This window comes from Salimicrobium salexigens (assembly GCF_900156705.1).
GTDB classification, from domain to species: domain Bacteria; phylum Bacillota; class Bacilli; order Bacillales; family Halobacillaceae; genus Salimicrobium; species Salimicrobium album.
In genome coordinates this window covers 1-25429 of record NZ_FTOK01000005.1, presented here as the reverse complement: position 1 = coordinate 25429, position 25429 = coordinate 1, and the positions used below count along the sequence as shown (strand labels likewise).

General features: G+C 45.0%; 28 protein-coding genes. 11 read left to right on the top strand and 17 right to left on the bottom strand.

Features of this window, described 5'->3' with window-relative positions:
* Window positions 1-41 precede the first annotated feature (41 nt).
* From BW931_RS07105 to BW931_RS07090, 4 genes are all read right to left on the bottom strand, one after another.
* Entirely contained in the window at window positions 42-689 is a 648-nt protein-coding gene (locus tag BW931_RS07105; RefSeq protein WP_076571147.1) for an ABC transporter permease, read from the bottom strand.
* Between the two features lies 1 nt (window position 690).
* Window positions 691-1572, bottom strand: coding sequence for an osmoprotectant ABC transporter substrate-binding protein (locus BW931_RS07100; protein WP_052034734.1), 882 nt, complete (start codon window positions 1570-1572; stop codon window positions 691-693).
* 67 nt (window positions 1573-1639) lie between these two features.
* Window positions 1640-2284 carry an ABC transporter permease gene (locus BW931_RS07095; protein ID WP_008588078.1) on the bottom strand — a complete coding sequence of 215 codons (645 nt, stop codon included), beginning with the start codon at window positions 2282-2284 and terminating at the stop codon, window positions 1640-1642.
* A 15-nt stretch (window positions 2285-2299) separates the two neighbouring features.
* Window positions 2300-3451, bottom strand: a complete 1152-nt coding sequence (locus tag BW931_RS07090; RefSeq protein WP_076571432.1) for a betaine/proline/choline family ABC transporter ATP-binding protein — start codon at window positions 3449-3451, stop codon at window positions 2300-2302.
* A gap of 675 nt (window positions 3452-4126) precedes the next feature.
* Between BW931_RS07090 and BW931_RS07080 the strand changes: the two genes are divergently transcribed.
* Window positions 4127-5305 (top strand): MFS transporter, encoded by a 1179-nt coding sequence (locus tag BW931_RS07080; protein WP_234972606.1) that lies wholly within the window; start codon window positions 4127-4129, stop codon window positions 5303-5305.
* Between the two features lie 130 nt (window positions 5306-5435).
* Window positions 5436-6509 carry a GGDEF domain-containing protein gene (locus tag BW931_RS07075; protein WP_076571142.1) on the top strand — a complete coding sequence of 358 codons (1074 nt, stop codon included), beginning with the start codon at window positions 5436-5438 and terminating at the stop codon, window positions 6507-6509.
* 131 nt (window positions 6510-6640) lie between these two features.
* Here BW931_RS07075 and BW931_RS07070 read toward each other — a convergent pair whose 3' ends face one another.
* Complete coding sequence (locus BW931_RS07070) at window positions 6641-8302, bottom strand: amidohydrolase (protein WP_234972603.1); 1662 nt, start codon at window positions 8300-8302, stop codon at window positions 6641-6643.
* 302 nt (window positions 8303-8604) lie between these two features.
* On the opposite strand from BW931_RS07070, the gene ahpC reads away from it, so the two are divergent.
* The gene (ahpC, locus tag BW931_RS07065; RefSeq protein ID WP_008588064.1) at window positions 8605-9171 is read left to right on the top strand and encodes an alkyl hydroperoxide reductase subunit C; all 567 of its coding nucleotides are present in this window, start codon (window positions 8605-8607) and stop codon (window positions 9169-9171) included.
* Window positions 9172-9186: 15 nt separating this feature from the next.
* On the top strand, window positions 9187-10749 hold the full coding sequence (gene ahpF / locus BW931_RS07060; RefSeq protein WP_076571137.1) for an alkyl hydroperoxide reductase subunit F: 1563 nt from the start codon (window positions 9187-9189) through the stop codon (window positions 10747-10749).
* 60 nt (window positions 10750-10809) lie between these two features.
* Here the strand turns inward: ahpF and BW931_RS07055 are convergent, their stop codons facing one another.
* From BW931_RS07055 to BW931_RS07035, 5 genes are all read right to left on the bottom strand, one after another.
* Window positions 10810-11139: a YrhK family protein gene (locus tag BW931_RS07055; protein WP_008588060.1), complete on the bottom strand. Its 330-nt coding sequence runs from the start codon at window positions 11137-11139 to the stop codon at window positions 10810-10812.
* Complete coding sequence (locus tag BW931_RS07050) at window positions 11129-11404, bottom strand: hypothetical protein (protein ID WP_084193874.1); 276 nt, start codon at window positions 11402-11404, stop codon at window positions 11129-11131. The genes BW931_RS07055 and BW931_RS07050 overlap by 11 nt, the downstream gene beginning before the upstream one ends.
* A 1-nt stretch (window position 11405) precedes the next feature.
* Window positions 11406-12308, bottom strand: a complete 903-nt coding sequence (locus BW931_RS07045) for an alpha/beta hydrolase (RefSeq protein WP_234972601.1) — start codon at window positions 12306-12308, stop codon at window positions 11406-11408.
* Window positions 12299-12859 (bottom strand): histidine phosphatase family protein, encoded by a 561-nt coding sequence (locus BW931_RS07040; RefSeq protein ID WP_327288373.1) that lies wholly within the window; start codon window positions 12857-12859, stop codon window positions 12299-12301. Before BW931_RS07040 ends, BW931_RS07045 begins: the two co-directional genes overlap by 10 nt.
* 137 nt (window positions 12860-12996) lie before the next feature.
* Window positions 12997-14217, bottom strand: a complete 1221-nt coding sequence (locus tag BW931_RS07035; RefSeq protein ID WP_076571131.1) for an MFS transporter — start codon at window positions 14215-14217, stop codon at window positions 12997-12999.
* Between the two features lie 457 nt (window positions 14218-14674).
* Between BW931_RS07035 and fabF the strand changes: the two genes are divergently transcribed.
* Genes fabF through BW931_RS07020 form a run of 3 tightly spaced genes read left to right on the top strand, consistent with a single transcriptional unit; the run spans window position 14675 to window position 18172 of the window.
* Window positions 14675-15907 carry a beta-ketoacyl-ACP synthase II gene (gene fabF, locus BW931_RS07030; RefSeq protein ID WP_076571128.1) on the top strand — a complete coding sequence of 411 codons (1233 nt, stop codon included), beginning with the start codon at window positions 14675-14677 and terminating at the stop codon, window positions 15905-15907.
* A 33-nt stretch (window positions 15908-15940) separates the two neighbouring features.
* Window positions 15941-17665, top strand: a complete 1725-nt coding sequence (locus BW931_RS07025; protein ID WP_076571125.1) for a class I adenylate-forming enzyme family protein — start codon at window positions 15941-15943, stop codon at window positions 17663-17665.
* A 33-nt stretch (window positions 17666-17698) separates the two neighbouring features.
* Complete coding sequence (locus BW931_RS07020; protein ID WP_076571123.1) at window positions 17699-18172, top strand: acyl-CoA thioesterase; 474 nt, start codon at window positions 17699-17701, stop codon at window positions 18170-18172.
* A 108-nt stretch (window positions 18173-18280) separates the two neighbouring features.
* On the opposite strand, the gene BW931_RS07015 is transcribed toward BW931_RS07020, so the two are convergent.
* From BW931_RS07015 to BW931_RS13375, 6 genes are all read right to left on the bottom strand, one after another.
* The gene (locus BW931_RS07015) at window positions 18281-18625 is read right to left on the bottom strand and encodes a nuclear transport factor 2 family protein (protein ID WP_327288369.1); all 345 of its coding nucleotides are present in this window, start codon (window positions 18623-18625) and stop codon (window positions 18281-18283) included.
* A 457-nt stretch (window positions 18626-19082) separates the two neighbouring features.
* Entirely contained in the window at window positions 19083-19241 is a 159-nt protein-coding gene (locus BW931_RS13515; RefSeq protein WP_159435679.1) for a hypothetical protein, read from the bottom strand.
* Window positions 19242-19831: 590 nt separating this feature from the next.
* Entirely contained in the window at window positions 19832-20110 is a 279-nt protein-coding gene (locus BW931_RS07010; RefSeq protein ID WP_076571118.1) for a hypothetical protein, read from the bottom strand.
* A gap of 92 nt (window positions 20111-20202) precedes the next feature.
* Complete coding sequence (locus BW931_RS07005) at window positions 20203-20442, bottom strand: hypothetical protein (protein ID WP_076571116.1); 240 nt, start codon at window positions 20440-20442, stop codon at window positions 20203-20205.
* A 566-nt stretch (window positions 20443-21008) separates the two neighbouring features.
* On the bottom strand, window positions 21009-21401 hold the full coding sequence (locus BW931_RS07000; RefSeq protein WP_019375770.1) for a hypothetical protein: 393 nt from the start codon (window positions 21399-21401) through the stop codon (window positions 21009-21011).
* A gap of 343 nt (window positions 21402-21744) precedes the next feature.
* Complete coding sequence (locus tag BW931_RS13375; protein ID WP_143541867.1) at window positions 21745-21951, bottom strand: hypothetical protein; 207 nt, start codon at window positions 21949-21951, stop codon at window positions 21745-21747.
* 639 nt (window positions 21952-22590) lie between these two features.
* On the opposite strand from BW931_RS13375, the gene BW931_RS06990 reads away from it, so the two are divergent.
* The 4 genes from BW931_RS06990 to BW931_RS06975 all read left to right on the top strand — a co-directional run bounded on the left by BW931_RS06990 (window position 22591) and on the right by BW931_RS06975 (window position 25008).
* Window positions 22591-22884: a hypothetical protein gene (locus BW931_RS06990; protein ID WP_200802039.1), complete on the top strand. Its 294-nt coding sequence runs from the start codon at window positions 22591-22593 to the stop codon at window positions 22882-22884.
* A gap of 105 nt (window positions 22885-22989) precedes the next feature.
* Entirely contained in the window at window positions 22990-24180 is a 1191-nt protein-coding gene (locus BW931_RS06985; RefSeq protein ID WP_076571111.1) for an IS256 family transposase, read from the top strand.
* 222 nt (window positions 24181-24402) lie between these two features.
* A complete protein-coding gene (locus BW931_RS06980) occupies window positions 24403-24666 on the top strand; it encodes a hypothetical protein (protein ID WP_076571109.1) in 264 nt (87 codons plus the stop codon).
* Between the two features lie 42 nt (window positions 24667-24708).
* Entirely contained in the window at window positions 24709-25008 is a 300-nt protein-coding gene (locus BW931_RS06975; protein ID WP_076571107.1) for a helix-turn-helix domain-containing protein, read from the top strand.
* Window positions 25009-25252: 244 nt separating this feature from the next.
* On the opposite strand, the gene BW931_RS06970 is transcribed toward BW931_RS06975, so the two are convergent.
* The coding region (locus BW931_RS06970) for an ATP-binding protein (protein ID WP_143541866.1) at window positions 25253-25429 on the bottom strand (177 nt) is incomplete at its 5' end.

The following is a 25429-nucleotide window of genomic DNA, read 5'->3' as shown; positions in this document are numbered from 1 at the left end:
GCACTGCTGTTTTTTTCTACGAACTGTTCAAACTTCCGGGATCAATTGTTATTAGCCGGTTGAAGTTTCCGCTCGATTCCTCCGAGAATCAGGTCGGCTACGATGGCCATAACAGCTGTCGGTACAGCCCCGGCGAGAATGATCGCAGTGCCGTTGGTGGCGTTGGTTCCTGTAAGGATGATGGCTCCGAGGCCCCCGGCTCCTACGAAAGCTCCGATAGCTGCAATTCCGATACCGATGACGAGAGCCGTCCGGAGACCGGCCATAATCACACTGATCGCCAGTGGCAGTTCGACCATCCGCAGCAGCTGAAAACGGGTCATACCGGAAGCATACCCGGCCTCGATGACTGTCTGATCGACATCTTTAATACCGACATATGTATTCTGGGTAATCGGCAGAATAGAATAAAGCATCAGCGTTACGATCGCAGTGTTAGTTCCAAGTCCCATAAAAATCATGAGAACCGCCATAGCCCCGAGTGCCGGAATGGTCTGGATCATACTGCCGACAGCCAGCACCCAGCTGCTGAGCCTGCCGTACCTGGCAATCAGAATGCCAAGAGGGATGGAGAAAATTGCGGCAAACAGAACACCGTAGGCCGCCATCAGAAAGTGACGGTAAAACTGGGTCCAGATATATCCACTGTTCTGCAGAGTATAATTGATGAATTCAACAATCGTTTCCATATCAGTTCTCCTCCTTTGCCGCATCTTCAAAGTAATTGTTGTTTTCGAGGAACTGACGGGCAACTTTTCTCGGATTCACGTGTTCAACGGCCGCATTAAAGTTGAGCTCCTGCATTTTTTCCGTAGTAATCTGTCCGGACAGTTTTTCCGTGATGGTCTTTATCTCCGGATACTTTTCCAGTGTATCGTTCGCGATTACCGGGGAAGCATCATAAGGCGGGAAGAACTGTTCGTTGTCCTCGAGCACTTTCAAATCGAAATCCTTGATGCGTCCGTCCGAGGAATAAGCCAGCACGACATCCATATGACCGCTTGCAGCGGCTTCATATACGAGACCGGTGTCCATCGGGAATACATCTCCGAAGGAAAAATAGGTTTCCTGAAAACCGTCATACCCGTCCCCTTTCCGGTTGACCCAGGCGTTATCCACCCCGAAGCGCAGTTCATCGGCGTACGGCTCGAGGTCTGAGACATTTTCTATATTGTTTTCTTCCGCAAACTCTTTCGTCACAGCAACAGAGTAGCTGTTTTCAAATCCATAGCTTGGAGCCCACGTCTGATCGAAACGTTCCGGAAATTTTTCCTTCACGGTTTTCAGTGCTTTCTCCGGATCTTTGATGGGATCCATACCGAGGGCCCCGGCAATGTCCGTCCCGGTATAACGGGTTGCAGAAATATCGATGTCTCCGCGTTCCATTCCCTGGTGCTGGACGATGGAGGAGCCCAGTTTACTGACAAGCTCCGTTCCCGCCTCCGTATTGCGTTCAATCATAATCGACAGCATCTCCGCCAGAATTTCCGATTCCGACGTAGCCAGCGAACTGATTTTAATCGTATCTTTCCCTCCGCTGGCAAGCCCGGGCAGCGTACAGCCCGTAAGCATTACCAGAACAACTGCAATCAGCAGCAGTTTGGTCGTTTTCTCCTTCACGTGCAGTCACCTCCAAAATTTAAGCAGCTTTATACGAGTCTTTCAGTCCATCCGAGGTCAATTTTCCTTCTGCAAAAGCCAGTCCACGATCAGCGATAATGGCCAGGATCGTAGCCGGAACGGTACCGGCGACAATCAGCACAGGCTGATACAGGTTCAGGCCGTCAAAGATGAAGTCACCGAGACCGCCGCCGCCGATGAAGGCTGCCAGCGTAGCCCAGCCGATAAGATAGACAGTGGACAGTCGTACGCCCGCCAAAATCACGGGTACCGCCAGCGGCAGTTCCACTTTCACGATGGACTGCCAGTTACTCATACCCATCCCGGATCCGGCTTCGAGTACGTTTTTGTCGACATCACGAAGTCCGATGTATGTGTTACGCAAAATCGGCAGCAGTGAATATACGAACAAAGCAATGATCGCCGGCACTTTCCCGATACCTACGAGCGGAATGAAAAACGCCAGTATGGCGAGACTCGGAATCGTCTGCAAAACCCCGATCACCGAGATGAATTTATCCGCAAACTTAGGCATTCTCGAGAAAAGAATCCCCAGTGGAATGGCGACCAGTACCCCGAGTACGACCGCGGTGAACGATATATATAAGTGCTCCCACGTCTTCACGAGTAATTCTGTTCCGTGTTCAGTAAAAAATGTCTGCATCATTTCCTCCCCCTATCATGTAGTAGCAGTCAGACTGTCGAGCTCCTGACCTTCTCCCCAGATGGTGTCGTATACGATATTCGCCATCGTGGCCCGGGTAACGATTCCGGTAAGGTGATGATTCCCATCGGTAACGGGGATGTATTTGGCACCGCGACGCAGAATCTTATGCGTAGTATCCTTCAGAAGGCTGTCTTCGGACACGGAAAACAGGTCCGTTTCCATAACGTCCTCCACGTAAGCCGCTTTTTTATAATTGAGGTTGATCGCCTCCACATCAAGGAATCCCCGAAGCGTACCGTCACGATCGACGACAAGCAGGGTATCGACGTGGCGCTCGCGCATCGTTGCGATAGCGTCCTTGAGGCTGGTACCGCAAGTCACCGTAATCGGATCCGTGTCCATGATCTGACCCACCGTCGTGACGTCCGGACGTGCCTGGATGAGTCGATCTTTACCGAGGAACGTTTCCACGAACTCATTGGCCGGGTTGCGCAGAATTTCTTCTGGTGTATCTGCCTGCACCACTTCCCCGTCTTTCATAATGACTATCCGATCTCCGAGTTTCAGAGCTTCATCCATATCGTGAGTAACGAATACGATCGTCTTATTCAATTCCTTCTGAAGTTTTTTGAACTCTTCCTGCAGGGAGTCACGCGTGATCGGGTCCAGCGCTCCGAAAGGTTCATCCATTAGAATCAACGGCGGATTGGCTGCCAGAGCACGAAGTACGCCGATCCTCTGCTGCTGCCCGCCGCTTAACTCGTGAGGGTACTTATCAAGGTACTCCTCCGGCATGTCGACGAGTGCCAGAAGTTCTTTAGCGCGTTTCTCTTTACGGTCGGAAGGCCACTTCAGCAGCGTTCCTACAAGAGAAATATTTTCCTTGATCGTCATATGCGGCATCAGCCCTACCTGCTGGATGACGTATCCGATCGAACGCCTCAGTTCCACAGCGTTCTGGGACTTTATATCTTTACCGTTTATGTAAATCGTTCCTTCCGTAATATCAATCAGTCTGTTGACCATCTTCATCGTCGTAGTCTTTCCGCAGCCGCTCGGCCCGATGAAACAGACGAATTCCCCTTCCTCAATGTTCAGATTCAGATTACTGACAGCAGGCGTCCCGTCAGCGTACTTCTTCATTACACGTTCAAATTGCAACAAACTCGCCACCTCCAAATTTTTCTCTCCTTCAATCTGTGTGAAAGTATAAGCTCTGGCAGCTGATAAACAAACTTCCAAATAACCGCGTAAACTTTTGGATTTCTATACAATTTAAATTGTATAGAGTTTACGTCCGTATATCGTACAATTCCTTCGTTATAATGACTTATCTGATGGTTGCTAAATTATATTGAAGGGTCCCACGTGATTCTGCCGGGGTTACACACACTTTCTTCTTTTATCCTTTGGGCTGTATAATACTTCACATTTCACTTTCGCCGATGAGAAGATTTAATCGATTAGTTGAATGAAATATAGTAAAAAGGGTGTACGGGTTGGATATCAGAACTTTCAAAGATATCATTTATTACAAGTTCTCCCGGTTCAGTAAATATCGAAGAGCTCGGAGGCAGTCGATTTGTTCTCCATAAAATCCTTAGACGCAGACCGGACTACTCATACCTTTCTTTTGCGTGAAGACTTCATTACAGAATCAGAAGAGATCGACAGGAAAGTGGCGGCTTATTGCCGGGGCCGCAGCAGAATCCGGCCGGTCGTAAAGGAAATTTTCATGCACGAATATAGATATATGAAATCCGATGCAGTTTTGAAAAGGAGAGAAGAAGCGTGGAAAAAGTTCAGGTAGGAATCAGATAAAACATTGTGCAATTTGTAATGCTCGTAATCATTAACCTGTTCGTCGGGTCCATGGTCGGTCTGGAAAGAACCGTGCTTCCGATGATAGGAGAAGAGCGTTTCGGCCTGCTGTCGACCAGTGCTGCGCTCTCCTTTATCGTCAGCTTCGGTTTCTCGAAAGCTCTGGTCAATTTATTCGCAGGAAACCTGGCGGATCGAACCGGCAGAAAAAGAGTCCTCCTTTTCGGCTGGGGCATCGGTTTATTTGTACCGATCATGGTCATCTTCGCCCAAGCCTGGTGGATGATCATCGTCGCGAACGTCTTTCTTGGCGTTAACCAGGGGCTTACCTGGTCGATGACGGTCAATATGAAAGTAGATCTCGCAAAGTCGACGCAGCGGGGACTGGCTGTAGGTTTCAACGAATTCGCAGGGTACCTCGGACTTGCAGTTATGGCCTCGGTTTCCGGGTACGTGGCTTCCACTTACTCCCTCAGCCCGGAACCTTTTTATATAGGAATTGTACTCGTCGTCCTCGGGTTCCTCCTCTCTCTTGCCGTACGGAATACAGAAGAACACGTAAAAACGCAGTCCAGCGAACAGGGAGATGCGGAGCACGTGTCCGGGTGGGAGATTTTCAAACGTACCTCCTGGAAAAACTCTGACCTCGCAAGTGGCAGCTTCGCCGGGCTGACGACCAACTTAAAAGACGGGATGGCCTGGGGGCTATTCCCCATTTTTCTTACGGCCGGAGGATTAAGTGTCGTACAGACCGGTACGGTCGTGGCAGTATATCCGACAGCGTGGGGAATATTCCAGTTGTTCACCGGAGTGTGGAGCGATAAAATAGGACGGAAAAAACTGATCGTACCCGGCATGATTGTTCAGGCTTTATCCTTATGGTTCATCTTGCTCGTGGATACCTACCCACTATGGATAGCCGGAGCGGCTCTGCTCGGAATAGGGACCGCCATGGTCTACCCGACCATCCTTGCTTCCATAAGCGATGTCGCCCACCCCGAATGGCGGGCAACGTCCATGGGCATCTACCGGTTCTTCAGAGACAGCGGCTACGCCTTCGGAGCCTTGATTGCAGGTATTTTAGCAGATATCTTAAGCGTTACCTGGGCCATCGGTCTCGTCGCGTTCCTTCCGCTTTTGTCCGGTATCATCGTCTGGGTGAAAATGAAAGAAACCCTGCAGCCGGACCGCACTTAGGAAAGCAGAAAGCTCCCGCATCAGAATGTGCGGGAGCTTTCTTTTAATACAGATTTCCAAATTTGTGAAAATGGTATAGTATAAATTGTATCGGTTTCATAATTCAGCTGCAGAAACATGGGGTGACTGTATGATTTTAAAAGAGTTAACGTCTAACCTGGCCATTTTGATCACCTGCCTGTTCATTTACTCCCAGCTTACCAACGATTCCTCATTGAGGACCTCCTCTTCGTTAAGAAAAAAAGTTATTACCGGGGCACTCGCAGGAGTTTTAAGTAATATTTTAATGCAGTACAGTATGCATTTCGATCAGACTATCATCGACCTGAGGCATATCCCTCTCGTTCTCGTTACATACTACGGGGGTGGTATTCCGAGTCTCGTAGCCTTATTGTTCATTATAATCGGCCGCTTCTTCATCAGTTTCGGTGAATCGTCCCTGCTGGCGATCATTTTCATCGTGCTTATCGCTCTCGCTGCGCTTGGCGCGAGAAAACTTAATAGAGGGAGACGGGTCAAGATATTTCTGTCCCTCACCGCTTCCAACATACTGTTTACTATGCTGATCCTTTATCTGATCAGTGATACGGGTATCCTTCTCCCGATGATCCCTTCTTACTGGACCATTTCCTATATAGCGGGCTTCAGCTCCTTCTATGTCATTGAGTACGCCCGGGAAAATCAAAGGATGATGATTCAGTTCAAGGCCGAATCTTCCACTGATGCATTGACCGGGCTGAACAACGTCAGGAAATTTGACCAGATCTTCAATTCGGTAAGCGAAGAAGCACGAAAGAAAGACGAAAGACTTTCTTTTCTCTTCATTGATATCGACCATTTCAAAAGCATTAATGACACGTACGGTCATAAAGAAGGAGACGAGGTATTAATAGAGCTTGGCAATTTGTTGAAAAATGCGGTGCGTTCTTTTGATATCGTGAGCCGGAACGGCGGGGAGGAATTCACGGTGATTCTTCTCGACTGTCCTACCGACCGTGCCGTACAAATAGGAGAAAGAATCCGCGAAAGCGTCGAGAATCATTCCTTTTTACTGACCACCGGTGAAACCATCAGTGTAACCGTCTCTGTCGGTGTCGCCTGTTATGGAGAAACGACCAAATCACCCGAAGCGCTTCTGAACGATGCAGACGAAGCGCTTTACGAAGCTAAACGGACGGGAAGAAACAAAGTATGCGTAGCATAAAAAGAGGGAGGTCCTTCCGATTTAAACAGGACCTTCCTCTTTTTTAATAAAGCAGGATTGTGCAACCGAGTTTTAACGTGAATAGCCCCTCTACACTTATACGTAAGAAAACTCCAAACTAACGGAACAGGTTACTGTATATTCAATTTTTCTGCTTTTTTATAAAGCGTTTCTCCTTCTTTAATAGTTTCTTCCACCTGAATATCTCTTAACTCTATGGGATCAATCTCCAAAGGATTACGGTCAAGAATAACCAGATCCGCCCACTTCCCTTCTTTGATACTCCCTTTTGTGTCTTCCTCCCCGTATTGATAAGCAGCGTGAATCGTGACGGCCTGGAGTGCCTCCTTCACACTGATCCGCTGCTCCGGACCGATTATTACTCCTCCTCTTGTCTGCCGGTTCACCGCACTCCAGATCGTCTGAAGCATGTCCGGCCTGATCACTGGAGAATCCTGATGCAGATTAACCGGCAGCCCTCTGTCTATAGCGGATCTGGCAGGGCTGATTCTGCTTCCCCGCGCTTCTCCGAGATTTCTTAAGTGGACATCTCCCCAGTAATACGTATGATCGACGAATATAGAAGGAATCATCTGTATTTCCTTCATTACATCCAGCTGGTCATCACGAACTGTCTGACAGTGAATCATAACCGGACGCAACTCTTCTTTCCCGGACTGCTGTGGTTCTTCCATGGACTTCTTATAATTTCTGAGCAGCTGATCCGCGGCAGCGTCTCCGTTGCAGTGGGTCAATAGTTGAATATTATTCCGAACAGCCTCATCCGTCACTTTTCTCACCTTTTCGTCTTTGTACCAGGACGTTCCTCTGTACTCCTCGTCTCCTTCGTAAGGTTCGGTGAGCCATGCCGTTTTTCCCTGAGGAGTCCCGTCCAACAGCATTTTGTATCCACCGAGTTTGAATCTGTTATGATACCGTTTTACATAAGGCGCATTCGCTTCAAATATTTTCCCCGGGTCATTATCGACTAGCGGGTATGAGATAACGTCGACATTCAGCTTACCTTGTTCGGCCAGGGCTTTGCACAGTTCCACCGTCTCAAGAGACGCCGCCCCATCCTGGACAGTCGTTATTCCATTCTGTACATATACTTCCTGACCTTCTTCCAGTAACTTTAAGTATTCACGTTCCGATCCACCTGCTATGTACTGCTGGACGAGCGAGAGGCACGTTTCTTCCAGATAGCCGTCCGGTTCCATACTGCCCGTCATTCTTCCTATCGTTCCGCCTTCCACCTCTTCCGTACGGGAGTCGATACCCGCCATGTCCAGAAGGGCATCATTAGCGCATCCCATATGGGCGGACGCATGGAACACGAAGAGAGGGCGATCGGTTATTTCGTTCAGCACCTCTTTTACAGGGTGACTCTGTTCTTTCAGCATCGTATGATCGTACCCGAATCCGAGGACCACTTCGTTTTTTTCAAACTCATTCCGTTCCAGGTACTTACGAAGAACGTCTGCAACCTCCTCGAAACTTCCGCATCCACTCAAGTCCGCCATACGGGACACCGGCCCTACGAAGGGGAAGTGACTGTGAGGATCAATAAAAGAAGGCATAAGCGTTTTCCCGTTCAGATGTACTTGTTCTGTGCCCTTTGTTTCGGCTGCCGCTTCCACCTCCTGCAGATTCCCCTTCTTCTTAATAACACCGTCTTCCACCAGAATGGCTTCTACGGGAACTTCCTCTCCTTCCATTGTGAGAATGTCCCCGCCATAGTAGATGGTCTGCATAGTAATTACTCCCTTCATTAAACTGATTTCTAACTTCACTATGTACACACAAACCATTTTTTTCCTATTCAAAGAAAAACCTATCGTAACATTTGAAAGGAACTGCATAAAAATGTTTACATTCCAATAGGGAATCAACTCACAAAAAATGGGTCCGGGATATTGCTGATGCACAGACTTATAACAGGAAGAATCAGGTCAGGTTCAGCGGTGAAAATTTGGTCACGTTCCGTCACAATTTTGTCTAATTTTTTCCTGTGCGTTTTGTGTGACATTGCACAGAACAATATGTAAGATAGATATGGTATGACCTTTACTATTACTATTTAGGAGGATATTAAATGTCTTTAATCGGAAAAGAAATAGCACCATTCAGCGCACAAGCTTTCAGAGAAGGCGATGATTTTATCGAGGTTACTGATGAGGATCTGAAAGGGAAATGGAGCATCGTCTGCTTCTATCCTGCGGACTTTTCGTTCGTATGCCCGACAGAACTTGAAGACCTGCAAAATCAGTACGCTAAACTTCAGGAGCTTGGGGTTGAAGTATACTCCGTATCCACGGATACTCACTTCGTTCACAAAGCATGGCACGATCACTCGGAAGCCATCAATAAAATCACCTATACAATGATCGGGGACCCTTCCCACGAAATCTCCCGTAACTTCGACGTTCTTATCGAAGAAAAAGGTGTAGCGGACCGCGGTACGTTCATCATCGACCCGGACGGTGTCGTACAGGCTGCCGAAATCAACGCAGACGGTATCGGACGTGACGCAAGCACGCTTATCGATAAAGTGAAAGCTGCCCAGTACGTTCGTAAAAACCCTGGTGAAGTTTGCCCGGCCAAATGGGAAGAAGGCGAAGAAACGCTTAAACCAAGCCTTGATCTTGTAGGTAAAATCTAAGGAGTAGGATAAAATATGCTAGACAAAGATATTAAAGCACAGCTTGAACAATATCTTCAGTTGCTTGAAGGCGACATCGTCCTGAAAGTAAGTGCAGGCTCGGATGACGTATCCAAAGAGATGCTCGAGCTGGTGGATGAACTGTCCACTATGTCTTCCCGCATAAACGTAGAGAAGACAGAGCTGAAACGCACGCCAAGTTTCAGCGTCAATCGTCCGGATGAAGAGATCGGCATCACATTCGCCGGGGTTCCTCTCGGACACGAATTCACGTCTCTCGTCATGGCGCTCGTTCAGGTGAGCGGTCGTCCGCCGAAGGTTGAACAGAGCGTGATTGATCGCATCAAAGCGATTGATGAAGACTATCATTTCGAAACGTACGTCAGCTTAAGCTGTAACAACTGTCCTGTCGTCGTTCAGGCATTGAACATCATGAGCGTGGTGAACCCGCGTATTTCCCACACCATGATCGAAGGCGGCGCTTTCAAGGACGAAGTCGACAGCAAAAATATTATGGGCGTTCCGACCGTCTTCCTGAACAATGAAGAATGGGGCGGCGGCCGCATGGAGCTGGAAGAGATTCTTTCTGCTCTCGGAAGCGGTCCCGACTCCTCTGAATTCGAAGGGAAAGACCCGTTTGATGTTCTTGTCGTAGGCGGAGGCCCGGCCGGCGGAAGTGCCGCTATCTATGCTGCACGTAAAGGCATCCGTACAGGACTGCTTACCGACCGTGTCGGCGGCCAGGTTCTCGATACGAACGCTATCGAAAACTTTATCAGCGTCCAGGAAACAGACGGACCGAAGCTTTCCTCCAATCTTCACGAACACGTCGGAGGCTACAATGTGGACGTGATGAATCAGGTAAAAGCTGCGAATATCGAACGCAAAGATAACCACATCGAAGTGGAACTGGAAAACGGAGCTGTTCTGCAAAGTAAAACAGCCATTCTCTCCACAGGTGCCCGCTGGCGTAATATCGGCGTTCCCGGCGAACAGGAATTCAAGAACAAAGGAGTAGCCTATTGCCCGCACTGCGACGGACCGATGTTCGAAGGGAAAGACATTGCGGTCATCGGCGGCGGCAACTCCGGTGTGGAGGCAGCCATCGACCTTGCAGGCGTGGTTAAACACGTCACGGTCCTTGAGTTCTCTTCCGCATCGAAAGCGGACTCCGTACTGCTGGATCGTCTTCACAGTCTTCCGAACGTAACGTTTATTACAAACGCACAGACGACGGAAATTACAGGAGACGAGACAGTGAACGGCCTGACTTACACAGACCGCGTGAGCGGGGAAGAACGCCACCTGGAACTCGAAGGTGTCTTCGTCCAGATCGGTCTCGTACCGAACACCGAATGGCTCGATGATTCCATTGAGCGTACGAAAACCGGTGAAATCGTAGTCGATAAAAAAGGTGCAACAAACGTACCCGGAATTTTTGCGGCAGGCGACTGTACAGACAGTGCCTATAAGCAGATCATCATTTCCATGGGTCAGGGTGCAACATCTGCCCTCGGTGCTTTCGACTATCTGATTCGCAACACGGCTCCTGCCGAAAGCGAAGCAGTCACTTCATAAACATTCAAAAAAGCCGCTTTACCATTATGGTAAGGCGGCTTTTGTTATGGCAGACGAAAGCTATTGCCCGCTCTGCTGCTTATCGTATTCTTCTCCGTAATGACGTCGTGCATGGAACTCGTGGACGAGACGGATCGAAGGTCTGAGAAGAAATTGAAAACTCCCCACCACGAATAGAGTAACCCCTATTACACGCCAAGGCTCCTCAAAATAAAAACAGACACTCCCGAGGAAAAACCACAGCCCCAGCAGAAAATCGTTGATCGTATATAGGGTATGGTATATTTTCCTGAAAAATGGCGAGTGTTTCTGCATCTGGTCATTGATATACGTTTCTCTGGAAGAATTACCCTCACTGCGGTTCTCCTGTTCGTTGGTATCAACGGCCATAGTTCCGCTCCTTTCTTTCCGGCAGGTATTTCGTAAAATAGGCACCTGCGATTAGTAAAATAACAGTAAGAGACCAGGATACTAGTCCCAACATATCAAACCAGTAGGCAACGAGATTCGTTACAGCGATAAGAAAGAAGCAAATGGAAGTCAGCGCGCTTTTAACCCCGGTAATATCCGCTTCTTTTCTTTTTTTGACGAGAATGATTATGGAAATGATAAGACCTGCTGTCATAATGATAGAAAAAATAAACGACATACTCATACTATTTCTCCCTTTCTTCTTCGTGAAACGTTAAAACTTCCTTCACACTCTTCAAAGAAAAATTTTCATTCCAGTGCACAAAATGTCCGCCTTCAACAGCGTGCCAGGTTACAGGAAAAGAACGGTTCCGAAGCTTTTTTAAATGATGTTCCGTTTTTCTCCGTTCTCTATCGTCCAGATCGGCGAATGTTGCATAGTATACGTGGGTGGGCAAAGTAATATTATTAAGGAGACCCGGGATATCAAGGTTGTAGTACCCGAACATCAAGTTCAGCCCGCGGGCGGAAAAGTCGGTTTGAGATCGTAAAGCCGTACGCACGTACCGAGTTTCTTCTACATTTACATGTGCACAAAAATTGGTAACCTGCCTATCAAAATCACCGTTTCCACTCTCTTTAAAAAATGTTTCCAGTCTTTTTAACAGACGCTCTCCGAACAGCTTCACTCCCGCATTCAGTAATGGAAAAGCGTAAGCGAAAATTCCGAATTCCGAAGTCGGCACTTTCGGGAAAGGTTTGTGTCCCTGATCCAATAAAATCAGGGTACGCACCCGCTCTGGATAGTGTCTGGCGAAAGACAGAGCGACAGCCCCGCCTAACGAGTGTCCGATTACCACCGCGTTCTTCATTTCCCTCCGGTCCATGTATTCTTTCACCCAGTCCGCCAGCACAATGGATGTCACCTTTCCACTGATGCCGCTGCTTCTGCCGATACCCGGCAAATCAATCATATGAGTCTCGAAATCAACCTGTAGGTATTCGGCTATATTCAAACCTTCATTACCGGAAAATCCTCCGGCAGGAAGAAAAATCACCGGTTCCCCTTCCCCGACTTTTTCTGCAAAGTATTCATAAGTAGTGCTGGCTATGATGTTCACCTCCCTTATGCAACCCGTTACGACCATAACCTTCTCATGTGTAAAAACTTCTCTCCTTCGAACGAGAGCTTATAAATATCAGGCATTGCAAGCTCCTTCCAAAATGCAAAACCACAATTAACATCGAAATAATTGATAATCAGAGTCATAAGGTTGCCATGTGTGCCTATCACCATATTTTCCTCAGGACTATCTTTCAGCAGTTGCGAAACGGCAGCCACCCCTCTCTGTGGGGCCATTCTATTCGACTCCCCGCCTTCCCATGAAAAATCGTAATCTTCCCATACTTTGGTAATAGCTGCCGTGAAATCCCCTACGGGTTCTCCTGCCAAAAGACGTTCTTTAAAGTTCTCCATTACTTCAACGTCTTTATTTATATGCCTGGCTATTCCTTCAACTGTTTGGAAAGCACGTCTGTAAGGACTTGAAACCACCCGGCTGATATCCTCTTTCTTAAGCAGTTCCGTAACAATAGCTGCGTCCGTAAGTCCTCTGTCGGACAATGGTCTCCCGCGCTCGTCCGGAGTGTACACGGAATGAGCATGTCTGACTAAATACAAGTTGGTCAACAATTGCACCCCCTATCTTCAAAACAATCGAAGAACTTATCAAAGTCGCTTTTTCTTGTGGAAGGTTCCTCTAAAATAAATACAGGTGCGAAAATGTTAATAGGCAAAGAGACTGCACCTGCCAATAGCACAGTCTCTTCGCTGACTTAAGCTTTGAACTCATTCACGTAAGTTGCAGGAAAAACATGTTTCGATAAAGCCAGATAAACAGCCGCTATCATCAACAATATTCCAGCAAAAAGGAAAACGTGTGAAACACCGAAAACATCGCTCATCCAGCCAAACAACAAGGATGCACAACCAAATGTCAGTGAAGTCATCGCCTCCTGGGCTCCATAAATCTTAGGTAAATTTTCAGAAGAAGCTTCCTTTTGAAGATAAGTTTCCATAGCTATGGACTTAACCTGCTCTACGGCACCATATAACACGGATAAAACTAAGGCCATCCATGGCAGGCTATTGTACCCAAAACATATGGTTACTATACTTACGATGAATGAAGTAGCAAGCAATAGCTTTTTCAAGTTTTTTTCAACTCGTATGGCATACTTCGTACAAACCACCCCACCAACGAGAAGACCTAAAAAGAAAGTAGTGTTGATATATCCCCACCATGCTTCATTCTTTTGAAGGACCTCAGATACAAACACGTATATGATAGCAGCGATCCACACAACACTTGCTATAGACTCGAGAAAGATCACTACATGGATTTTTCTGAAAATAGGGTTCTGCCAAATAATCTCCCATCCTTCTTTCAAAGTAGACCGGAGTGGGGATTTCTCGTAAGGAACTCGGAAAGTTGTCGAATCTCGCAGGAACATCAGTAACCCCGCAGATAAGATATAAAGGAACAATGTCAGCCATATGACATACTGACCTCCGGCGGTAGCAACGAGCAGACCTCCTAACGCCCATCCACCAAGCTGAACGATTTGAGAAACTACCGAAAAGAAACTATTCGCTTGTACGATCTCCTTCTTATCGACCAACCTCGGGATCATCGCGCGGCTTGCCGGAGCAGCCCACCCATCGAGGAAGGCGATTACAAAAACGAGGGAAAAGATAAGCATTAAAGAGTCCCGGAGCTGTGTTGTTGTCAAAGACGCCAAAACAAAGAGAAAGAACGTCTTGCTGCTTTGAGAACCGAACAAAAGCGTCTTTAATGGATATTTATTAAATAATACGGGGGAAAGATACCCACTGATAAAACGTGCAAACGTATTAACAAACGGAAGCAGAGCTAAGTAAAAAGCAGACTGTGAAGTTGTATACAAAATAGAGATTAAGGCGACGATATATATTACATCACCAAGATTGGCCAGCGTTTGGCCAACCCACAAAAACCGGAAGGATGAAGTGTTCATATTTTTACTACCCCTTTCATATCGTTTTAGAATCGACAGAAAAAGGGTGTAGTTACATTCGGATGAAACTCCTTACTAAACCATTTATATTTGTTATTCGAGTCATTTAAAATTATCCAATCACTATTGCCTTGTCCGGAAAACATTCAGGAGTAGTAAAACCTTCCGTAGTGGCTACTTTCTATTTTTTATTTTGTATTTATTTTACAAACTGACTTTTCCTTATTTTATCATAAAATTTAAACAAGAAAGGTGCTTTAATTAATGAATAAATAAGTCTGAGGCCCGTATTCCGAAGGATACCAACTTCCTTGTTAATAATCAGCTCATTTATAGAGCCAATGTACAAACCAATATGACTTCATGATAAAATTGTGATTGTATTCTTATAAAATTTAACATGTCTTTTTAGAGATTATCGACTGAAATTTCTCAAGCAGCAAAGGAGGTCGGCATTATGAAACGAAGAGTGGTCATTACAGGAACAGGGACCATCTCCCCTCTCGGAAATGATACGGAGACCCTGTGGAATAACATTAAACACGGAAATTCCGGGATTCAACAACTTACTTCGAGCGATTTCGATCAGGTAAACACACGTATTGCAGGCTGTGTGGAAGATTTCCGGGGTGAGGAATATCTTGAACCCAAAGAAACGAAGCGACACGATTTATTCGTTCAGTATGCCTACGCGGCAGCCGTACAGGCCCTGGAAGAGTCGGACCTGCCGCTTCAACAGTTGGATAAGGATCGCGCGGGCATCTATATAGGCTCCGGTGCCGGCGGATTGAATACTTTAATGGAGAACTATCAAACGATGCTTGATAAGGGAGCGAAACGCGTCTCCCCTTTCATGCTGCCCACTTCCATCACTAATATGGCGAGCGGTCTGACTGCAATCAAAACAGGCTTTACAGGGCCAAGTTTCTCCCCGTCCTCCGCCTGCGCCACAGGTAACCATGCCATTGGAGAGGCTTACCACACCATTGCTCACGGCTATGCGGACGTTATGCTTGCTGGTGGATCAGAGGCACCGATCAACCCGCTTTATTTTGCCGGTTTTGCAAAAATGGGGGCCATGTCCACGAAAAACGAAACACCCGGACAGGCTTCTCAGCCGTTCAACCGGGACCGGGACGGATTCGTTATGGCTGAAGGAGCCGGGGTATTGCTCCTGGAAGATTACGACCACGCTAAACAGCGCGGCGCAGAAATTGTCGGCGAAATCATCGGGTACGGAAGTACAACAGATGCTTACCATATGACCAGCCCTTCTCCACTCGGTGCACAAAAAGCTATGAAACTTGCACTGGAGCGGTCCGGTCTCTCTACAAAAGATGTCGATTACATCAACGCCCACGGAACGGGGACTCCTACGGGTGACATATCTGAAACAGAAGCTATCCAGGGACTGTTCGGTAACGATGCAGGCGGGTTGAAAGTAAGCTCTACCAAATCGATGACTGGACACTTGTTCGGAGCGGCTGGTGGTGTTGAGAGTATCATCACACTAAAAAGTCTGCAGAACGATACTTTTCCTCCCACAATTAATCTGCATCACCCCGATCCCGACTGTACGTTGGATTATGTATCGAACGAAGCAGAGAAAGGATCAGTGGAAGTGGCTTTATCCAACGGTTTTGGTTTCGGTGGTCATAATGCCGTATTAACTTTTAAAAAATATCATTAACGGAGCACTTCGGACAGAGGAAGGAGAATCATTTTGGCAAATTCTATAGCGGAACGTGTGGAAGAACGCAGAAATCGAATCGAAGAACAATTCCCTGTATGGCCCCGGGACACCGTAGCCCGCCATTTTGAGAAAGCGGTTCATACCTATGCCGACCGTCCCTACCTGTACATTCACGATAATGAATATACATACCGGGAGATATGGGAGCAGGCACTCACTTATGCGAAAGGGTTCCTGAACCTGGGAGTCAAACGAAGAGAGCATATAGCTGTTTTAATGGACAATAATGAACACTTTCCTTCGCTTATGATCGCCACATCCATGATTGGTGCTGTACTTATCCCGATCAATTCTATGTTAACCAAAAACGAACTGGGGTACATTTTAACACAGTCGGACTCCCATTATTTAATTGTTCAGGAGCAGATTAAAGACAAGCACCACGGCGAGGCCGTGAAAGAACTATTCTCCACTCCTTCTTTTAAAAAACAGAGCAGTCTTAAACAAGTCATCAGTTTCGGCCCGGAACGGGAAGAACCGGTCGATGAACACTTCCTGTCCTGGGGTGGTTTTTTGGAAGGCGCCGGGACGGTGACCACTTCGGCACTGAGTAAACAGCGGGCGTTATCCCTCTATCCCGATGAAGTAGCTATTATTATGTACACCTCAGGGTCCACTGGGAATCCTAAAGGAGTTATGCTGACAGATGACATGCTCCTCCGGTGTTCCTACGGCACTGTTTTAAGTCGGGCCATTGAGAATGGAAGAGTTACTTTTGCTCCCCTGCCTTTCTATCATTGTTTTGCGATTATCGAAGCTTTGTTCGCTATGTCTTTTGTCGGCGGCTCTATTGTTTCCGCATTAGGGGCTTCCCCTTTACGTTCACTGGAATTAATGGAAAGGTACAGGGCCAACGATTATCTCTGCGTTCCTTCGATGCTGACACCCGTATTGAACCATCCACAGGTGGAAGAATTTGATCTGTCTTCATTGTTTGCTATGTGGTGTGGAGCAGCCGCTGCTCCCGTGTCGACGTGGCAACAAGCCGTGGATGTACTCGATATCACTGAAATAATCACGGGTTACGGTCAGACGGAAGTCGTCTCTTCAGGCGTAACTACTGAAATCGGAGACCCTCTGGAGCGTGTTGCCACTCGCGTCGGCCGTCCCAAACTAAACGGTGTGAGCGGACTTCCCGAATTTAACGGGAGCAGCGTTCAGTATAAAACCGTTCACCGGGACACGGGGGAAGACTTACCCCACGGGGAGATGGGAGAACTGGCGGTCAGAGGCGCCACCGTGACCCACGGCTATTACAAGAAACCCGAGGAAACAGCACAGGCCATCGACAAAGACGGCTGGCTGAAAACGGGAGACGTCGGGAAAATCGATGAGAACGGTTATATCCAAATGCTTGGCAGAAGCAAGGAAATGTTTAAAGTCTCCGGGGAACTCGTTTCTCCGAGAGAGGTGGAAATTGCAATCTCCCATCTATCGGAAGTGAAAGAAGTACAGGTCGTCGGCGTTAAAGATAAACTCACAACGGAAGCCGGAGCGGCTTTTGTCGAATTAAAAGAAGGGGAAACATTGAGGAGGAAAGATATTACCCGGTGGTGCGCCGAACGACTCGCTAAATTTAAAGTACCGCGACACGTCTTTTTTATTCATTCTTCGGAATGGCCTATGACCAGTACGGGGAAAGTCCAGAAATTCCGCCTTCAGGAATTGGCAAAAGAGCGGTTGGAACATAAGTAACAGGGCACCAGATAAAGGAAGGGAGGTCATCCATTGACCGCGCAATGGCATAAAACAAATTACCGTGTCCCTTACAAGGACACAGACCGGATGGGAGTAGTCCATCACGGAAATTACATCAACTGGTTTGAAATCGCCCGCACTGAATTCATGCGACATTACGGCATCGCCTATAAAGAAATTGAAACAAAAGGCTTCTCGCTACCTGTCGCAAATGTAGATTGCCGATATAAAAGTTCCGCTACTTTTGATGATTGTATCGTCCTTTTCACTAAAATTGCGGACTATTCCCCACTGAAACTGAAATTCGTCTACGAAGTGCGGAAAGTATCGGAAGAAGCAGAGAGGGATCACCTGGACAAAATTGTTTCCCGTCCCAGCGGTGAACTCATTGCCTCCGGAAGTACGGAACATACATGGGTCAACGAAAACTTTAAGCCGACCCGCCTTAACCGATCAGCTCCCGATATTTATAAAATCATCAGGGAGTACGGGGAACAGGCATAAGAAGAAACCCCGGCAATCCAAAGATGAACGTTTCCATAACCCGTAACCTTTGCGGGAGCTGGAAACGTTTTTCAAAGTGCCGGAGGCTTTTGTATATTATCGGTTATATCACTTAGATACTGTCCCCTGGTGAAAATACAGTTGCCATCTGTTGTTTATCCGTTTCCATATTGAACTTCTCAAGGTGTTTCTTTCCCTCGTTTCATCCTTAATATAGTAAGTGGCAAGTACAATGTCAGGGGCTAACTGTTCCACCTCATAATTATGTATACTCATTTCTGACAAAACTACACCGTCCACCAGACAATCTTCTTTATTAAGCATTATTCCTGAACTGCCTATTTCTCGAAAATCATCAGCCAGAATTTCACCAAGTCTTTCTGCAGATGCTCTTACTTCGATATTCACATGTGCTTGTTCCAACTCTCTCAGCTCCGCTTTAAGCTTTCCCATCAAATTCTCTCCCTTGTCACCAATATTGTCCACAAAGGAAATAGCCAACGAATTCTTGTCATTGAGTTTTTACATGGTTATCTGTTTTACATAGGAATTTTAATTTTAAGCATTGTATCAACAATAGTTTATTATAAACCACATAAGAAAAATCATAAGCAAGAACCTGAATTCCAAAATATGCTATATACTACTGCATACGCCCGTCATAGAAAGGTACCGTCAATAAGTCTGTGTAAGACAGGAAAAAGATCTCCGGAGGAGAGAACAGCTTTTTTCTCTGTCTCTGCTTAAGACTCAGAGCGTTCCTCAGAGTTTCCAATACAGCGTAAGGAACGGGTCACCCAGCCAGTGTTCATAGCGCTGGTAAGATTGGGAAAATAAGGAGCACAGGCCACTTACACAACCTAGAAAGCAGGCTACGCCCATAATATAAGGGCGATGAACCTGTATCCCCCTAAATCTGTTTTTTCAACTTCTTATAGTAAGGTAAAGATATTCCCATTCTTTTTATGATTTCCTTTCGTTGAACACCTTTGTCCAGTAGTTTCTTTAACTCAGCTACTTTTTCGATTGTTTTGTCGCGTTCTTTTTCGAGATATTGTTTTCGAGTCATATCACCACGCTCACGACGTTTTTCTTCCTGATATAATCTATCCCTCTCTCTTTTCCTCCTTGGATGTTTTTACCCAAAGCCTCGAAAAGGTCTAATTCAGACTTTTTAACATCTTATTAAGCATGTCAAAATTACTTCAGATAATTTGACATATGCCATGATGGTATATGTCGTACATTTGAAATAACAAAACGGCAGCAAACGTACCTTTTCAAGAAAGCTGTTCCTTGTGAAAGGAACATTCGAAATGTTGTAAATTAAGTCAAGTAATGATATTCAAAAATTCCCATAACAGAGCTGTTCTCAGGACTTATAGGGGATTAGACTATTTTGAAATGTACCTTTTCGATGGGGTGGGCAAAGATACCCATTTTCGACTTATTTTAAGCCTTGCTACTTAGTGTGCCAGAGTCTTTAAAAATATTCTCGTGTATTTCCAATATTCTATTTAGTAACTCGGAATCAGGAAACCCATCAATATTCACCAGTTGCAAAAAAGCTCCCCTTCCTTTATGCCTCAATTTGGCCCTTTTCTTCAATATTGAGCGCAAGTCTTTATTAGAGAATCGCGCCCGATTGCCTAAACTTGACTATGTTTCTTGTTCAGGTTTCTCAGGCCATATATGGATAACTAAATATCCAACAATGGCATATACGGTTGAAACCCAAAACGGAAAAAATTTTAAAAGCCAAACAATGCCCATAATTATAGCAATGCCTAAATACAATTGTTTTTCATCACGTTGCCAACGATTTCGATTCAATAAAACATTAATCAAACCAATTGGCGGTGTTATTAAGCACATTGCATATACCCAGCCTTTTTTTAAATACCAAGGACTTTTTTCTGAAGAATTACTAGTTGTCATATGCTTTTATACCACCTTTCAATGTGCCGTTAAATGGCCCGTTTGTGGCATTGTCACCATCCAGCCAGACAATGCCATTATAACAAACGTTTTTATACATGATCGGTCTTTATGTCAAAGCCACTGGTAGAAATATAGGAGTAACAATCTTCAAGAGAAGAAAATGCTTGTTCCGTTTCTTCTGCTATAACTTCATACAGACCATGAGCGTTACAGGGAATTTCTGTGTGGTCATTAAGATCATAACTTTCCCCTACTTGTAATAATTGGAGGTTTTGATATAAAGGGTCTTGGTCAACGTTCAGAAAATCATAAATATTACTTTGGTTCATTGTTTTACCGCCTTTTTGTATAGTAAACAAAAGAGAAGGGAATGTACCCTTCTCACGCCACCTTTACCGTTTTCAAAGAATGATCTACTCATCTTCTGGTTATTTACTTCATGGTTCATGAAGTCATTGGTAACACAATGTCACAATGGAACTTTAACTCAATACTACAATAATTCAATAACACAAAAAGAAGGCATCCTAGGGTAGATCTCAAATTACCAAATCATTTGTAGGAAAGCGTTCGTCATTTGCTTACGAATGACCAGTTTTCCCTTTTCTTTATAGATGTCATAAGTCATATGTAGTGTAGCTTTAAAATAAAGGTTGTTCGTTTCCCTCTACAGTCTCAATGCTTTAGGAGAGTGTTAAACAATATTCGAGATTGAACATGGACTGAACACTCCAAACATCTTAATTCGCAATCATATTTTGTTCAATTAGATTATACCCTGTTTGAACATTCAATGTAAAAAAAGGTTGCCTTCATGGCAACCCCCTAAGCCTTAAGGCAAATGGTTTTATTCAGCAATCGCGCCCTATTCTGGCACAATATTGTATAACAATACTTACGTTTTATTAGCATTTGAATCACCGTATATCTTATAAACAATGCTGCCAAACGTAAACTTAACAGGGTATAACGAGATAATAATAGCAATTATCTGGCTGACTGTTTTGATTACTCCTGTAAGATGTAATTTTTCGTTAATGACGTAATTTGCTAATTGAATTAGACCAAATACAATACCCACCGATACCGCTAACGCAAACAAGATTAAAGTAGCTTGTGATATAGACAGTTTCCCTAATTTTTTTATGCTACCATCACTGATTGAAAAACTGATATAAGATAATGGGAGTAACAACAGATACCAGCTCGAATAACCAAATACAATCCAGGATACTCCCATTACTAAAAGTAAAATCCATCCTATTATGTTAAAAGTCTGTTTGTTCAATTTACCTTCCCCCTTTTCCAACAAAAGGCTCCGATTCTTCAACATTGGGCGCTAATCCTTGTTAGAGAATTGCGCCCGATTGTGGCTTTATTTAATACGTTTTCTTAGTACTGTTGTGATAAGTGCTAATAAAATAACTCCAAAGATAAAACCAACAGTGAGCCCTAAAGAAAAGTAATCAAAAAAGAGATACACTATCAAAGCCATTAAGAGATATCCTGTTAAAACAGCTGACAAAAACCGCTTTATATTCACACTAATTCCCCCAAGTGCTTTTCAATTAATTGGCCCGTTTGTGGCATTGTCACCATCCATCCAGACAATGACATTATATCAAACGTCTTTATACATGATCAGCCTTTATTTCAAAGCCAAAGGCAGAAATATAAGAATAACAATCTTCAAGAGAAGAAAATGCTTGTTCGGTTTCATCTGCTATAACTTCATATAACCCATGAGTGTTATAGTGAATTTCTGTTTGTTCATCAAGATCATAACTTTCTCCTGTTTGTAATGATTGGAGATTTTGATACAAAGGGTCTTGTTCCACGTTCAGAAAATCACGAGTTTTGGAACAGAGACAGTATCTCCCCGACGTAAGGGTTATCAATTTTTTTATTGGCTAAAATATTATGTTTGTATAAACGGAGCTATTTTCAAGCCTACGGATATGAGCACTAGTTTGCTCATCACTTACTTCTCGGGTGGCATATCTCTTTGATGCTAAAAATGATTAAAAGTCTCCGGCCGAAAAAGATTGATTTGTTTAAATTCACAGCGAATGGCCCCACAAGTCCCTCAAGCAAAGAAGTCTATGATGGAAAACTTCTTGCTCGAAAGCTTGCAAGGATTGCGATTTCTCATTCTATTTGAAAAACAAAGAAAGGACCCTTTCACAAAGACGTTTACCAAAAGGTTGCTTACAGACTTTCAACCAACCCTGCATGCCTTCATGAACGAAGATAGTAATGGATATGTCGAAGGGCAAATAAATCGATTGAAAATGATGAAACGCCTTCTCTACGGGAGAGCCAGTTTCCCACTATTATGTGTGCGTATGCTTTACCGAATTCAGTAAGCTAAAAAATCTCTTCTTTCATTGAAAAAGGAACACGCTGCTTCTCACCAAAAATGAGTAAGACCCAAGTTCGACTTGACGTCTACATTTTAAAGACAATAGATACAAGAAGTGGGAGTTGAGTCTTTTTTTAAGAAAGTGTATGCCGTATTTGTTATTGAATTTATTAGATTTCTGTTATGGGTGTTATTTTCCCACCCAGATAAAAAGCGTGAGAAAAAAGAAGTTAACAATAGTATTGAAGATTTAATGAAAATAGCACAACAAAATTTAGTTAAATCTCAACGTCTAAATCAAGACCTAACTAAAGGGATGGTATCAGGACCTACTAAATCAATTAAGAAATTGATAAATGCATTTGAAAAAAATCGGTATTTATTAGAAGAAGATGAGCAGGAATTTTAGATGACGTACAATAGTTTGTGTAAAAGCTCTTGAAGATAAAAAAAGAGGTAGGGTATCCTCATAGTTAACGACCAAATCAACTAGTAAAAGGAGATGCCCTACCTCATGTCTACAAGTATAGGACAAAACAACTTCGAAAATCAATTGGACGATATGGTCTGTTCTTTCGTCCAGGAGAAGCTGGAAACGATCATGAAGGAAGAAATGAACCAGTTCTTCGAAGAACATCCGGAATTGAAAAACTATAAAAATGGCAGCTACGGCCGTCAACTGGACACGAAATACGGGCGTATCGAAGATCTTCAGGTGCCACGAGACCGGGGAAATGCGTTTCAGACCGAAGTATTCCAACCTTATCAGCGGTATGAACAGTGGCTGGGGGAGAAGATCATCACGATGTATCAGAAAGGCATGAGTACGCGTGAAATCGGACATTTCCTCGAGCGCATTCTTGGTCATGCCTACGCCCCAGGCACGATCAGTAATATCACGGACGTGGTGATGGATGACATCCGTGCCTGGCAGGAGCGTCCTCTCCAGAAAAGGTATGCCGTTCTTTATCTCGATGGGACGTATCTGAAGTTGCGCCGGGACGACGTAGCGAACGAAGTCGTCTACGTTGTCATCGGGGTCACGGAAGGCGGGTATCGAGAGATTCTCGGCTTCTATGTCGGCGGTCAGGAAAGCTCCCTTGGCTGGGAAGAGGTTCTCTCTGACCTCTACCGTCGTGGTTGTGAAGAGGTGCTTCTCGGCAGTTTCGACGGTCTTCCCGGTCTGGAAGAAGCGATGAAATCCGTCTATCCGAAGGCTGATGTCCAGCGTTGTGTCGTCCATAAAGGACGGAACACACTGAACAAGGTCCGGAAGAAGGATCGTTCCGCCATCAGTGAAGATATGAAAGGGATCTACCAGTCCAACAGTAGCGAAGAAGCTGAAAAGCAACTGGAGGCTTTCTGTGACACGTGGCAGAAGAAATATCCGAAAATCGCAAAATCCTGGAGGGAAGACTTCCGCATCCTGACCACATTCTTGAATTATCCTTCCTCCATCCGGCCGATGATCTACACAACAAATATCATCGAGCGCACCATGAAGGAATTCAAGAAGCGCTTGAAGACGATGAACAGTCTGCCGTCCGAAGAAGCCGTAGAAAAGGTAATCTATATGGTTTCCGACGAATGCAACACCAAGTGGTCCACACGCAAACTCCGTGGGTTCAAAGAAGCAAGCCCTGAACTTCATGCCATATTTGAGGAGCGTTATGGATCACAGACCGGAAGTGAGGAGGAGAACTAACCCTCCTCCGGGGATCACCCTACTGTTTTACACAAACTTATTGACGGTACCCCGATGTTTCCAATTGTTATATCAATATTACTCAATTTATATATTGAATCAAATTATGTATCGGTTTTATTTTTGTTATCTCTTTTTAATATACTATTTTTACATCCATCGCTTCCAGACGGTAAAAATGCTGTGAACAATTTCAAGAAAATAAAAGAAGGAGACTAGTTAATGAAGTACCTGAAAAGTATTTTTAATGGTTTATGTTTTATGTTTCTTTTTATTTTAGTTGTTTTATCTGCACCTATAGTAATGATTTTGTTAGGATATACAGATTTTAAACAAGCTCCTAGTTTTTTTGGTTATAACCTCTATGGTATAGAAATTCAAGGGGCTGATTTTTCTTCAGACGCAAATGTTTTAGGTCTTCTGCTGTCTTTTCTAATTGGCGTTATCATTTACTTTCTATTCCAGGCTTTCTTCAATCGAAAATGAAAAGTTTATTCACCTAGTTCTGAATTGGAAGGAGATGATTCGATGAAGGACCTGACTCGTACGGATGACATCGTCAAAGAACTTCCGGAGACTGAGGTATTCTTCCACGGTATCGGTGCGATATTGGGAAGCGCTGCCTTTTCCGCCCGTATGGAGGCGTCGCTCACGCAAAAAGAGCTTGCCGACAAAGCCGATATTGATCTTACAACCGTCACACGAGCCGAGGGCGGTTCAGGTGGTCTTGAGGTCCATATGTATGACAAGCTGTTTCGATCGCTCGGTATATCGCCGCGGGGGTACGCGACTCTCTTTGGAGAGGCTCAGCGCTCCATTCGCAAGTAGGTGCGTAGGTATACAAAGGTATACCTATGACAAATTTCTGCCCACCTTTTTCACACTGGAGGTGGGCGTTTTTTAGTTCTATCATCGATATACTTCTAGATAAAGAAACAATGATATCTTTCTTAATACGATTTCCATACACCTTTTACTAACTTAGTTATCTCTATCTTTGAAGATTACGTCCGTTTGTAACCGTCAAGTCTTTCTGAACACTTTTTGCTCGGTAGGCTTGGACACTTTTCGGTTAAAATAAAGACTTACGGTTCTTCATTCTGTGACTCTTATCATCAAAATGAAGAACCTCGGAACGATGGAGAATACGATCTAAAATAGCTGTGGTGATTCCCTGATCTCCAAGGAGTTCTCCCCATTCTTCAGGACCTTTGTTCGATGTTAAGATAATCGAACTTCGTTCGTACAG